This window comes from Dermacoccus sp. Ellin185 (genome assembly GCF_000152185.1).
Taxonomy (GTDB): Bacteria; Actinomycetota; Actinomycetes; order Actinomycetales; family Dermatophilaceae; genus Dermacoccus; species Dermacoccus nishinomiyaensis.
Genome location: NZ_AEIQ01000085.1, coordinates 70,117 through 82,791 on the forward strand (window position 1 = coordinate 70,117; position 12,675 = coordinate 82,791).

At 69.0% G+C, this 12,675-nt stretch carries 7 protein-coding genes; 3 read left to right on the plus strand and 4 right to left on the minus strand.

What is annotated here, in order from left to right:
* Window positions 1-123: 123 nt before the first annotated feature.
* The 3 genes from glgB to HMPREF0321_RS08960 are packed head-to-tail and all read right to left on the minus strand — an operon-like array spanning window position 124 to window position 8,656.
* The gene (gene glgB, locus HMPREF0321_RS14925; protein ID WP_006945895.1) at window positions 124-4,632 is read right to left on the minus strand and encodes a 1,4-alpha-glucan branching protein GlgB; all 4,509 of its coding nucleotides are present in this window, start codon (window positions 4,630-4,632) and stop codon (window positions 124-126) included.
* Window positions 4,632-6,452 carry a maltose alpha-D-glucosyltransferase gene (gene treS, locus HMPREF0321_RS08955; protein WP_006945942.1) on the minus strand — a complete coding sequence of 607 codons (1,821 nt, stop codon included), beginning with the start codon at window positions 6,450-6,452 and terminating at the stop codon, window positions 4,632-4,634. The genes glgB and treS overlap by 1 nt, the downstream gene beginning before the upstream one ends.
* 2 nt (window positions 6,453-6,454) lie before the next feature.
* Complete coding sequence (locus tag HMPREF0321_RS08960) at window positions 6,455-8,656, minus strand: alpha-1,4-glucan--maltose-1-phosphate maltosyltransferase (RefSeq protein ID WP_083803248.1); 2,202 nt, start codon at window positions 8,654-8,656, stop codon at window positions 6,455-6,457.
* A gap of 154 nt (window positions 8,657-8,810) precedes the next feature.
* Here HMPREF0321_RS08960 and HMPREF0321_RS08965 point away from each other — a divergent pair, with 154 nt between their 5' ends.
* Both HMPREF0321_RS08965 and HMPREF0321_RS08970 read left to right on the plus strand, forming a co-directional pair.
* Window positions 8,811-9,176 (plus strand): hypothetical protein, encoded by a 366-nt coding sequence (locus HMPREF0321_RS08965; protein WP_006946006.1) that lies wholly within the window; start codon window positions 8,811-8,813, stop codon window positions 9,174-9,176.
* Window positions 9,176-9,673, plus strand: a complete 498-nt coding sequence (locus tag HMPREF0321_RS08970) for a hypothetical protein (RefSeq protein ID WP_006945960.1) — start codon at window positions 9,176-9,178, stop codon at window positions 9,671-9,673. The genes HMPREF0321_RS08965 and HMPREF0321_RS08970 overlap by 1 nt, the downstream gene beginning before the upstream one ends.
* A gap of 186 nt (window positions 9,674-9,859) precedes the next feature.
* Here HMPREF0321_RS08970 and glgX read toward each other — a convergent pair whose 3' ends face one another.
* Window positions 9,860-12,094 (minus strand): glycogen debranching protein GlgX, encoded by a 2,235-nt coding sequence (gene glgX, locus HMPREF0321_RS08975; RefSeq protein WP_006946008.1) that lies wholly within the window; start codon window positions 12,092-12,094, stop codon window positions 9,860-9,862.
* A gap of 33 nt (window positions 12,095-12,127) precedes the next feature.
* Here glgX and HMPREF0321_RS08980 point away from each other — a divergent pair, with 33 nt between their 5' ends.
* A complete protein-coding gene (locus tag HMPREF0321_RS08980) occupies window positions 12,128-12,673 on the plus strand; it encodes a hypothetical protein (protein WP_006945928.1) in 546 nt (181 codons plus the stop codon).
* Window positions 12,674-12,675 lie beyond the last annotated feature (2 nt).

Below are 12,675 nucleotides of genomic sequence, written 5' to 3' on the forward strand. Positions count from 1 at the left end.
CCCTCTTTGAGCGGCGACGTAAACGCCCGAACCGATGCCTCGAGCGAGGCGGGGCAGACGTGACGAGGCCGGCGGCACCCCTGGCGGGTACGGCCGGCCTCATGCGCTCGATCGAGCGGGTCGTCAGTCGCGCTGACGCGTCTGGTCGGCGGCGTCGCGAGCCTCGTCGTCGGCGCCCCAGCGGCCACCCTCGACGTCCTCGTCGAGGCCGCCACCGGGCGTGCCGGTGATGCCCTTGAGGTGCTCGACGGGCTCGTCACCCGTCTCGTCCTCGCCGGCCGGCGTGAAGGCACGCTCGTGCGCCTTCGACTCGGTCTGCTCGACGTCGAAACCACCCTCGTCCGCGTGGTCGACGGGGTGCGTCGCCGGGATGCCGGTGCGCGAGCGCGCCTGCTGGTCGCCGGCCTCTCCCTGAGCGTCCTCGGCCTGCGCGCCGCCTCGCGAACCGTCGAGCGGCTGATCGAGTGCGCCCGGGTTGCCTGCGGCGTCCTCGAGCGGCGCGCCCGCGATGAGGGCCTCGGACGGCTGCTTGTCGGACGAACTCGTCGCTGCGTTCTGGTCGCTCATCGTGTTCTCCTGTCGTGCCGTTGCGGTGGACGATGAATCGGCGCCACCGGCCTGCTCGGTAGCGGTGTGCGCAGCCACCTGCGTCATGTCGGGGCGCGTCGCCGGCTCGAACCACACGACACCGAGCGGCGGCATCGTGATCTCGGCCGAGTACGGCTGACCGTCCCAGGGGATCTCCTCGGCCTCGACCGAACCCAGGTTACCGACGCCCGAGCCGCCGTACGCCTCGGCGTCGGTGTTGACGATCTCGTTCCACGTACCAAGGTGGGGAAGGCCCACGCGGACGCCGTGGTGCGGGTTGCCGGCGAAGTTCGCGGCGATCGCGACGACGGGGCGGTACCCGTCAGCTTCGGCGGGCGCGAATCGCAGCCACGTGTAGGCGTTGCGGCCCGCGTCGTCGGCGTTGATCCACGAGAAGCCCTCCTCCGAGTGGTCGAGAGCCCACAGGGCCGGGCGCTCGCGGTAGGCGCGGTTGAGGTCCTTCATCATCGCGTGCACGCCGTAGTGCGCGGGCTGGTCGAGCAACCACCAATCGAGGCTGCGACCGTCGGCCCACTCGGCCTCCTGCGCGAACTCCGAACCCATGAAGAGCAGCTGCTTGCCGGGGTGGGCCCACATGTACGCGAGGTAGGCGCGCACGTTGGCGAGCTGCTGCCAGCGATCACCGGGCATCTTGCGCAGCAGGCTGCCCTTGCCGTGAACGACCTCGTCGTGGCTGACGGGCAGCACGAACTGCTCGCTGAACGCGTAGACGAGCGCGAACGTCAGGTCGTGGTGATGATGCTGACGGTAGATCGGCTCACGTGCGACGTAGTCGAGCGAGTCGTGCATCCAGCCCATGTTCCACTTGAGCCCGAAGCCCAGGCCGCCGGTGTCCGTCGAGCGGGTGATGCCCGGCCACGACGTCGACTCCTCGGCGATGATGACGGCACCCGGCGTGCGCTTGTACGCCGTCGCGTTCGTCTCCTGCAGCAGCTGCACGGCTTCGAGGTTCTCCTGGCCGCCGAACTTGTTCGGCACCCATTCGCCGTCCTTGCGGGCGTAGTTGAGGTACAGCATCGAGGCGACACCGTCGACGCGCAGACCGTCGGCGTGGAACTCCTCGAGCCAGTACAGCGCGTTGGCGACGAGGAAGTTGCGCACCTGCGGGCGGCCGTAGTCGAAGATGTTCGAACCCCACTCGGGGTGCCAGCCCTTGCGCGGGTCCGGGTGCTCGTAGAGCGCCTGGCCGTCGAAACGGGCGAGCGCCCACTCGTCGGTGGCGAAGTGGCCGGGAACCCAGTCGAGGATGACGCCGATGCCCTCCTGATGGAGGCGGTCGACGAGGAACTTGAAGTCGTCCGGGTCGCCGAAGCGGCTGTTCGGCGCGTAGTAGCTCGTGACGTGATAGCCCCAGCTCGGCGGGTACGGGTGCTCCATCACGGGCATGAACTCGACGTGCGTGAAGCCCAGATCCTTGACGTAGTTGACGAGGTGCTCGGCCATCTCGCGGTAGCTGAGCCCCTGACGCCACGAACCGAGGTGCACCTCGTACGTCGACATCGGGCCGTGGTGCGCGTTCGTCTCGGCGCGCTTCGTCATCCACGCGTCGTCGTTCCACTCGTAGTGCGAGCTCGTCACCTTCGACGCCGTCGCGGGCGCCGTCTCCGCGAGGCGCGCCATCGGGTCGGCCTTCGCGCGACGCACGCCGTCGCTGCACAGGATCTCGAACTTGTACGCGGTGCCCTCGCGCACGTCGGGGACGAAAAGCTCCCACACGCCCGACTCCCCGAGCGTGCGCATGCCGTGGCCGACACCGTCCCAGTGGTTGAAGTCGCCGACGACGCGCACGGCCTTGGCATTGGGCGCCCAGACGGCGAACGCGGTGCCCGTGACGTCACCCTTGATGCTCGGGTAGGTGCGCACGTGGGCGCCGAGGACGTTCCACAGCTCCTCGTGGCGCCCCTCACCGATGAGGTGGAGGTCGATCTCGCCGAGGGTCGGCATGAAGCGGTACGGGTCGTCGCCGCGGTGCTCGCTGCGGTCGTCATACGTCGTGATGACGCGGTAGTCGGGCATGTACTCACCCGCGATCGCGCCGGCCCAGATGCCGTCGTGCTCGTGCGTGAGCTCGAGCACAGTCTCGCCCATGTCGATGACGACGCCACGCGCCATCGGGCGCACGACGCGGAACGTGATGACGCCGTTCTCGACATGCGCGCCGAGCACACGGTGCGGGTCACGGTGCTCACCGGCGACGACGGCGTCGAGTTCGCTCACCTCGACGCGCGACGGCGTGACGGCGGGCGAGGCGGCGCCGAGGGCGCTCGCGTCGGTGGTAGAAGCGCTGCTCGTCTCACCGGCGGCGCTCAGGCCACCGCCAGAACCCGCGTCGCTCGCGGCCGCCTCGGGCTTGTCTCCCGCAGCCGCGACGGTCGTGTCACCCGTCGCGGGTGCGCCCTGCGGCGCGACGAGCGGAGCGGCGCCGGGAGCGTCGGCATCCTGCGTCGAGACGAGGGGAGCGCCGTTCGTGTCGGACGGGCTCATCGAGGCAGGAGTAGGCGTCGTGCTGTCGTCGGAGGTCATGGTGCTCCTTTCCGCGGCGCCGGTGGGCGCGGCGTCGTCCTCGTCGGCGGGCGTCATCGTGGGCGCCTCGCCGTGGGTCGCGGACGAGTCGGTGGAGGTGGTGAGGATGCGGCCGACGGCGTCGGCGGGGATGCTCAGCCAGTCGGGGCGGTTGCGGGCCTCGTACGAGCACTCGTAGAGCGCCTTGTCGAGCACGAACAGGTCGAGCAGGTCGCGGTCGACGGCGCCGAGTTCGCTCTCGTAACCCGCGAGGAAGGCGTCCTGAGCGGCGCTGACCCACGCGCGGCGGTCGCCGTCGGCGCCGGCGATCTCGTTCTCGATCGTGCCACCGGCGTAGTCGAACGAACGCAGCATGCCCGCGACGTCGCGCACGGCGACGTCCGGTGCCGAGCGCTCCTCGAGCGGACGCAGTGGCTCGCCCTCGAAGTCGAGCAGGACCCACCCACGCCCGCGTACGTCGAGCACCTGGCCGAGGTGGTAGTCGCCGTGGATGCGCTGGAAGCGCGGCCACTGCGCGCTGCGCCCGGCGTCGATGCGGTGGGCGATCTGCGTGGCGCGCTCCGCGAGCTGCGGCGCGTCGTTGAGGGCCGCTGCCGCTCGCTCGTGCATCTCGTCGACGAGGGCATCGACACGGTCGGTGTCGGCCTCGACGCTCGGCAGCACCTCGGCGAGGGTGCGGTGCACCTGCGCCGTCGTACGACCGAGTTCGCGGGCGCCGTCGGTGAAGTCACGGTTCTCGCGAGCCGCGTCGAGGGCCTCACGCCAGGCGTCCCGCACGTCGGGCAGGAACTCCTGCGCGAACGCGAGGTCCGCGACGAGCTGCTCGCGAGAGTGACGCCCCTCCGTGTACGAACCACTGAGAGATGCCAGCAGCGCCGGCACGTGCGTGTTGCCCGCGCTCGTCAGGGCCCCCGTCACCTCGATGTCGGGGTTGGCGCCGACGTTGAGCACACGGAACAGCTTGGCGATGAGCTGCTCGCCGTCGTCGAGGGTGTAGATGATCGACGTGTTCGACTGCTCGCCACGCAGCACCGTGGCGCTGCGCATCGCGGCGAGATCGGCGCTCTGCGGAGCGGGCCGGCCTGCGACGCTCATCTCGACGACACCGTCGCTGCGCTCGGCCTGCGTTCCGCCCGACGCCATCGTCGCGAGCAGGACGGCGGCGAACACCGGGTCGTGCGGGCCGTCGTAGACGTAGCGCGTGCCGAGCGCGGAGTGCTCGATCGTGCCGATGAAGGCGTGCTCCAGCTCCGGCGCGCGCTCACCACGGTAGGTGACGGGCACCTGGTAGGTGGTCTCGTGCTCGGCGTCGAGATCGCGCAGGAACAACACCTCGAGGCCGACCTCACCTGCCGGGTCCTCGAAGCGGAAGGCACTCACCTTGCGCAGGTGCGGCTCACGGCCCTTGGCCTGGAACCAGCGCTGCGTCGCCACCCACGGCGTGAGCAGTTCGAGCTTGCCGGGTGACAACGTGGCGCCGGAGTGGATCTCGGCGACCATCAGAGGTCCTTTCCCTCAGCGTCCGAGGTGGTGTCGTCCTTGAACTCGTCGAGCACCTCGGAGGCGTTGGCCTCCGGGGTACCGGTCGCGGCGGGCAGCGCGTCGTCGGCGCTGACGTCGGACTCGATCGCCAGCCAGTAGAAGCCGCGCGAACCGAGCATGACGGTGACCGTGCCGTCCTCACCGATCTGACCGAAGCCCTGACCGCCGAAGATGTCGGTGAGCTTCGCGCCGGCGAACTTGGCAGCGACCTGCACCCGGGCGCCCTGCGGGCGCGAGCTCAGGTTGTTGATGCACAGCAGGTGCTTCGTCGTCGTGTTCTCGGCCTTCGCGTCCTCGTCCGACATCGAGCGCGTGAACGCGAGGACGGCGTCGTTGTCGGCCGGGGCGACGACGAAGTCGCCCATGCCGAACGCGGGGTAGCGCGAACGCACCGAGAGCATGCCGCGCGTCCAGTGCAGCAACGACGCGCTCGAGGCCATCTGCGCCTCGACGTTGACGTTGTTGTGGTGGTACACGAGGCTCTGGATGACCGGCAGGTACAACTTGCCCGGGTCGGCCGTCGAAAAACCGGCGTTGCGATCCGGCGTCCACTGCATCGGCGTGCGCACAGCGTCACGGTCGTCGAGCCAGATGTTGTCGCCCATGCCGATCTCGTCGCCGTAGTACAGGCACGGCGAGCCGGGCAGCGACAGCAGCAGGGCGTTGATCAGCTCGATCTCGGCGCGACTGTTGTCGAGCAGCGGCGCGAGGCGACGACGGATACCGACGTTGGCGCGCATGCGCGGATCGGGGGAGTACCAGCCGTACATCGCGGCGCGCTCCTCCGGCGTCACCATCTCGAGCGTCAGCTCGTCGTGGTTGCGCAGGAAGGTGCCCCACTGGGTGCCCTTGGGGATCGGGGGCGTTTCGGCGAGCACGTCGATGATGGGCGTCGCCTTCTCCTCGCGCAGCGAGTAGTAGATGCGCGGCATGACGGGGAAGTGGAAGCACATGTGGCATTCCGGTTCTTCCTCGGTGCCGAAGTAGTCGACGACCTCGTGCGGCATCTGGTTGGCCTCGGCGAGCAGGACGCGGCCGGGGTACTCCTCGTCGACCATCCGGCGCAGTTCGACGAGGAACTCGTGCGTCTTCGGGTGGTTCTCGCCGTTGTGCCCCTCCTCCTCGAACAGGTACGGCACGGCGTCGAGGCGGAAGCCGTCGATGCCCATGTCCATCCAGTACCGGACGATGTCGAACATCTCCTCCTGCACGGCCGGGTTCTCGAAGTTGAGGTCCGGCTGGTGGGAGAAGAAGCGGTGCCAGAAGAACTGACGACGCACCGGGTCGAAGGTCCAGTTCGACTCCTCGGTGTCGACGAAGATGATGCGCGCGTCCTCGTACTTCTCGTCCGTGTCGGACCAGACGTAGTAGTCGCCGTACGGGCCTTCCGGGTCCTCTCGGCTCGCCTGGAACCACGCGTGCTGGTCGCTCGTGTGGTTCATGACGAAGTCGGTGATGACGCGGATGCCGCGCGCATGCGCCTGCGCGACGAGCTCCTGGAACTCGGGCAGCGTGCCGAAATCGGGCAGCACCTGCTTGTAGTCGGCGATGTCGTATCCACCGTCGCGCAGCGGCGAGGCGTAGAACGGCGGCAGCCACAGGCAGTCGACGCCGAGCCACTGCAGGTAGTCGAGTCGGGCCATGAGGCCCGAGAAGTCGCCGGATCCGTTGCCCGTCGAGTCGCTGAAACCGCGCACGAGGACTTCGTAGAACACGGCCTTACGGAACCACTGCGGGTCGTGCTTCAGACCCGGCTGGTGCAGACCAAGACCTTGCATGCTCAGAACTTCCTCACGTGGATGATGTGGACGTTTTCGGCGTCCGGCCCGAGCCGGACGAAGTTGTGCTCGCCCCAGTGCCAGGTGGCGTCGCTCAGCAGGTCGTGCGCGACGAACCCTTCGTCCCCACGTAGTCCGAGCGCGCCCATGTCGAGGTGCACCCAGGTCTCGCGCGTCGCGTGCGGGTCTGTGTTGGCGATGACGATGATCGTGTCCTGGCCGCCGTTGGCGCCGTCTCCGATGTCGCGGCTCTTGGAGAAGACGATGAAGTTCTCGTCGTCGACGCCGTGCCATCGCAGGTTGCGCAGGTGCTCGAGCGCCGGGTGGGCGCGGCGGATCTCGTTGAGCCGGCGCAGGTACCAGTCGATCGACTGGCCCTCCTTGGGCCCGCCGGGGGCGTAGTCGGCCCAGCGACGGTCCTTGAACTGGTACTTCTCGTTGTCGTTCTGCTCCTGGGCGCCGGGGCGCGCCACCGACTCCATGAGCTCGTACCCGGCGTAGATGCCGTAGGTCGGCACGAGCGTGGCAGCCAGCGCCGCGCGCAGCTTCCAGGCCGCCGGGCCGCCGTACTGCATGTACGGCGTGAGGATGTCGTGCGTCGTCGGCCAGAAGCTCGGACGCATGTAACTCGCCGTGTCGCCGATGAGTTCGTCGAGGTACTCGCGGATCTCCCACGGCTGGTGGCGCCAGGCGTAGTACGTGTAGCTCTGCTGGAAGCCGATGCGGCCGAGGTTGTGCATCATCGCGGGCTTCGTGAAGGCCTCCGCGAGCCAGATCACCTCGGGGTGGTCCTTGGCGACGTCGGCGATCAGCCACTGCCAGAACTCGACGGGCTTCGTGTGCGGGTTGTCGACGCGGAAGATCGTGATGCCGTGGTCGATCCACACCTGGATGACGCGACGCACCTCGGCGTAGATGCCGGCCGGGTCGTTGTCGAAGTTGAGCGGATAGATGTCCTGGTACTTCTTCGGGGGGTTCTCCGCGTAGGCGATCGTGCCGTCGCTGCGCGTGGTGAACCACTCCGGGTGCGAGGTGACCCAGGGGTGGTCGGGCGCGCACTGCAGCGCGATGTCGAGCGCCACCTCGAGGCCCAGTTCGTTCGCGCGGGCGACGAACGCGTCGAGGTCGTCGAAGTCACCGAGCGACGGCTCGATGGCGTCGTGACCGCCGTCCTTCGACCCGATGGCGTACGGCGAACCAGGATCCTCCGGGCCAGCCGTCAACGTGTTGTTCGGGCCCTTGCGGTTGACCTCGCCGATCGGGTGGATCGGGGTGAGGTAGACGACGTCGAAACCCATGTCGGCGACGGCGGGCAGACGCTCGGCGGCGGTGCGCAGCGTGCCCGAGACCCACTTCTGCGTCTCCTCGTCGAAGTGAGCACCCTCGGAGCGGGGGAAGAACTCGTACCACGCGCCCGTCAGCGCCAGCTTGCGCTCGACGAGCCAGGGGTAGTCGCGGCTGGGGGAGACGAAGTCGCGCAGCGGCAGCCGCTCGAGCACGTCCTTGACCTCGGCGGACGTGCCGGCCGCGAGACGCACGTCGTCGCTGCGCGAGGTGTCGCGCAGGGTCGTGACGGCGTCGCGCAGGACGCGCTCGTCAGCGTCGTCGTAGGTGTTGGTCGCACACGCGCGCTCGAGCACACGGGCGCCCTCTTCGAACATGACCTCGACGTCGACACCCGCGGCGACCTTGATCGTCGCGTCGTGATCCCACGTCCCGTACGGGTCGCTCCAGCCCTCGACACGGAAGTGCCAGACGCCCTCGTGGTCGGCTTCGGCCTCGCCCGTCCACAGGTCGAGCCCCGGGTTCACGCACGTCATCGGGACGATCCGCTCGACGCCGTGCGGCGACGTCATGACGAGGGAGGCGTTGACGGCGTCGTGACCCTCGCGGAACACGGTGGCGCGCACCGTGAACGGCTCGTCGACGACCGACTTCGTCGGCAGGTTGCCGCAGTCGACGATCGGCATGACGTCGGTGACGGGGATGCGGCCGATGCCGCGCGGTGCGTCATCCGCGCGCGCGACGGTGGGTGCGTGCGCGTCCGGTTCGGGACGCTTCTCCTCGGTGTCGGGCGTGTAGCGGCCGGTCTCGGGCGAGGAACTCGCCGGGGTGGACGCGGCGGGTGCGCCCAGGTCGTCGACACTGGCCGACGTGGCAGTGAGATCTGACGTCAGGGGCTCTGAGTCGGGGAACGGGGGCATCTCACCTGGCTGAGAAACTGTCACGTCCGTCACGCTACCCAATGCCACCGACAACCGCCTCCCGGCGGCGATTTCGTGGACAGTGACACGCGCCGCGAGGTGACGGCGACTGCGTCGTAGGGCTGGTACTCATCCGCGGGACTACGATGTTCGGGTGTTTCTGCCGTTGACCGTCGCGCTGCTCGTGACGACGTGCGTCCTCGCCCTGCTGGCCCTCGTCGCCACCGTCCGCGCACGCCCGATCGACAACCCGATGTTCTACCTGACGATCGCCATCGAGGTTCTTCTCGTCATCCAGTTGATCGTCGGCATCGCGACGTCGGCTTCGGCGGATCCGCACATGAACGTCGGCGTCTTCATCGCCTATCTCGTCGGTCTGATCTTCGTGCTGCCCGTCGCCGGGTTCTGGGCCATCGCCGAACGCGAATCGCGCTGGGGTACAGGGGTGCTCCTCGTCGGCGCCGTCGGCCTCGCCGTCATGATCGGCCGCCTCGTGCAACTGTGGAACGGACACGCCTGATGCCTGAAGCCCCTCGCAAGACCACGAACGCACTTCCTGACGGCGCGTCACCCGTCACCCCCGGCGCGGCGTATTCGACGCCGCCGACGCCCGACGAGTCGGGTTCGCGCGGGCGCGTCAACACCGGGCCGGGGCGCATGCTCGTCGCCGTCTACGGGTTGTTCGCGCTCGCCGCGACGGGGCGCTCGATCATGCAGATCGCGCAGTCGTTCGACAAGGCGCCCGTGCCGTACCTGCTATCGGCGCTTGCCGCCGTCATCTACATCGTCGCGACGGTGGCGCTCGCGCGCGGCAACCACGCGTCCGTGCGCCTCGCACGGGCGACGATCACCTTCGAGCTCGCCGGAGTTCTCATCGTCGGATTGTGGAGTGTCCTGCAGCCCAGCGCCTTCCACGACAAGACGGTGTGGTCGCACTTCGGCCAGGGCTACGGCTTCGTCCCGCTCATCCTGCCGATCGTCGGCCTGTGGTGGCTGCGCCGCAACGCCACCCGCTGAACCTGCGCCATCCCGGTCACGCTGCGTCCGCGGTCGCGTTCCGTGACGGACGAGCGCCCGCAGCCGAATCACTTGTTGCTCGTTGCGTCGTGCAGCGGCTGTGGCTGGCGTCGTCGTGACGACAGGTAGGGGTTGTGGAGATTCGCGCTTCTTGGAGCGCGTTTCTCCTCGACCCTTTCCGGGAGCTCAGCCGCGCGACGGCGTGAGCACGAGCATCGACGGGCCGTCGACGGCGCACGTGTCACCGCTCGCGACGAACCGGCCCCCTGACAGCGGCGCCGGCTGCGCCGAATCCCACACGACGCTCCAGCCGCCCCCGTGCGGTGACGGCGGCAACGTCACCGATGCAGCGTCGAGCGCCCCGTGCAGGACGAGCAGCACCGACTCGTCGTCAGTGCTGCTGGCGTCGAACAAGGCCTGCAGCGTCCGCGTCGAGGGGGACGTCCACTCGGCGTCACTCAGCCCGACCCCGGCCGCGGAGAACCAGCGCACGTCAGGCTCACCCGCCACGGCGCGGGAGCCGGGATAGAAATCGGGATGGCGCAGCACGCCGAAGCGGCGCCGTAGGGCGAGCAGGTGCCGCGTCGTCGCGAGCAGATCACGCTGGGCCGGGGAGTGATTCCAGTCGACCCAGCCGATCGGCGAATCCTGGCAATAGGCGTTGTTGTTGCCATGCTGCGTTCGAGCGAACTCGTCGCCTGCGGTCAGCATCGGCACGCCGGCCGACAGCAGCAACGTGCCGAGCATGTTGCGCATCGAGCGCAGTCGTCGGGCTGCGAGATCCGCTGCCACATCGCCCGCACCACCCGAGACGCTCCCGGCAGCGGCGTCTGACGTCGGCTCACCACCCGACTCGTCGACCGCGTCACTCGGCCAACCCTCGACACCGTGATTCCACGACCGGTTGTCACTCGTGCCGTCGCGGTTGTCTTCCCCGTTGGCCTCGTTGTGCTTCGTCTCGTAGGCCGTCAGGTCGGCGAGCGTGAAACCGTCGTGCGCCGTGACGTAGTTGATCGACGCCTGCGGCCGGCGCAGCGGGCCGCCGACCAGGTCCTGCGACCCGGTCAAACGCGTCGCGAGATCCGCCACCCCGCCGCCGGGGTGCTGCCCGCCGCCACCGTCGCCTCGTGATGCCGCCGCAAGGTCGGCGAGCCAGAAGTCACGCACCGTGTTGCGGAACCGGTCGTTCCACTCGGCGAAGCCGGCGGGAAACTGCCCTGTTCGCCACCCGTGGAGGCCGATGTCCCACGGCTCGGCGATCAGCGTCACCTGCGACAGCACCGGGTCTGCCTGCATCGCCATGAGCAGCGCCGCCCGGGGGTCGAAGTCATCACCGGGCGCCCGCCCGAGTGCGACGGCGAGGTCGAAGCGAAAACCGTCGACGTGATACTCGCTCACCCAGTGCCGCAGGGAATCGAGCACGAGGCGCATGACGGCGGGTTCGCGCACGTCGAGGGTGTTGCCGCAGCCGGTCACGTCGATGTCCTCGCCGTGCTCGCCGAGACGGTAGGCGGTCGCATTGTCGAGCCCGCGCAGTGACAACATCGCGCCCTCGTGGCCGCCCTGCTCGCACGTGTGGTTGTAGACGACGTCGAGGATGACCTCGAGCCCCGCCGCGTGCAGCGACCTCACCATCGACTTGACCTCGTCGACGACCCCCTGCGCATCACTCGCATGGGCATACGCCGCGTGCGGCGCGAAGAAACCGAGCGTGTTGTAACCCCAGTAGTTGCTGAGCCCGAGCTTCACCAGGTGCGGTTCGTCGACGAACGCATGCACCGGCAGCAGTTCGACGCTCGTCACGCCGAGATCGCGCAGGTACGTCGTCATCGACGCGTGCGCGAGCCCCGCGTAGGTGCCGCGCAGTTCTTCGGGGACGTCGGGATGCTGCACCGTCAGACCCTTGACGTGCGCCTCGTAGATGACGCGGTCGGCGTCACGCACCTGGGGGCGGGCGTCGCCGCCCCAGTCGAAATCGTGGCTCACGACGACGCCGCGCGGCACGAACGGCGCGGAATCGCGGTCATCCCGCACCCGGGCGTCGCCCGCGAACGCGTCGTCGACGACGTGCCCAAACACTTCGGGCCGCCACGTCATCTCGGCGCTGACGGCGCCCGCATACGGGTCGAGCAGCAGCTTCGCGGGGTTGTGACGCAGGCCCGCCGCGGGCGCCCACGCTCCGTGCGCGCGGTACCCGTACGTCGTCCCGGGGCCGGCCGCCGGAACGAACGCCGCCCAATGGCCGCCGTCGAGGCGCATCATCGAAACGCGCGACTCGCCCGCCGGGGCATCCTGCGTGCCGAACAGGCACAGTTCGACTGCGCTCGCGTGGGCCGCGACGACGCAGAAGATCGCGCCGTCCCGCTCGAGCGTGACGCCCGGACGAGGGGTGCGGACGAAGACTCGTTGCGGGTCGGCCATGCGAACCAGGATAAGAGTCGGTAGGTTGGCCACATGACTGATCCCACAGCTCTGCCCAACTTCGGCCAGCCCGCTCCGGCGCCCGGCACGGGCGCCGGCGACACCTCCGGCGCGGCCTCCCTCACGGACAAGATCGTCGGCATCCTCGGCGGTTTCGGTTTCAACCCGCAGATCGACTCCGACGGCGACATCATGTACTCCGTCGAGGACCAGAACCTCTTCGTGCGCGTCATGGAGGGTGAGATCGCTCTGATTCGCCTGTTCGGTCAGTGGCAGATCACGGACGACATCACGTCCGACCTGACCAAGCGCCTCAACGCGGCCAACGACGTCACCCTCAGCCTCAACATCGTCAAGGTCGGCATCGCGCGCGACATGGTCGTCGTCTCCGGTGAGCACCTCGTGACGCCGGATCTCGACCTCGAGATGGTGCTGCCGTCGACGACGCAGATGATCCTGCAGGCGACGCAGTTGTGGCACCAGAGCGCCAGCTCCGACGGCCCGCACGCGGCCGAGGGCGGCGTCCCCGCGTTCGCGCAGCCCGGCGAGGGTGACGCGCCCGCCGGCGGGCAGGCCTGAGC

What these genes read in the sequence shown, in the direction of transcription:
- glgB (WP_006945895.1), bottom strand. Translation starts at nt 4,632, where the DNA reads ATGGTCGCCGAGATCCACTCCGGCGCCACGTTGTCACCCGGCAAGCTC.
- treS (WP_006945942.1), bottom strand. Translation starts at nt 6,452, where the DNA reads ATGCAAGGTCTTGGTCTGCACCAGCCGGGTCTGAAGCACGACCCGCAG.
- HMPREF0321_RS08960 (WP_083803248.1), bottom strand. Translation starts at nt 8,656, where the DNA reads ATGCCCCCGTTCCCCGACTCAGAGCCCCTGACGTCAGATCTCACTGCC.
- HMPREF0321_RS08970 (WP_006945960.1), top strand. Translation starts at nt 9,176, where the DNA reads ATGCCTGAAGCCCCTCGCAAGACCACGAACGCACTTCCTGACGGCGCG.
- glgX (WP_006946008.1), bottom strand. Translation starts at nt 12,094, where the DNA reads ATGGCCGACCCGCAACGAGTCTTCGTCCGCACCCCTCGTCCGGGCGTC.
- HMPREF0321_RS08980 (WP_006945928.1), top strand. Translation starts at nt 12,128, where the DNA reads ATGACTGATCCCACAGCTCTGCCCAACTTCGGCCAGCCCGCTCCGGCG.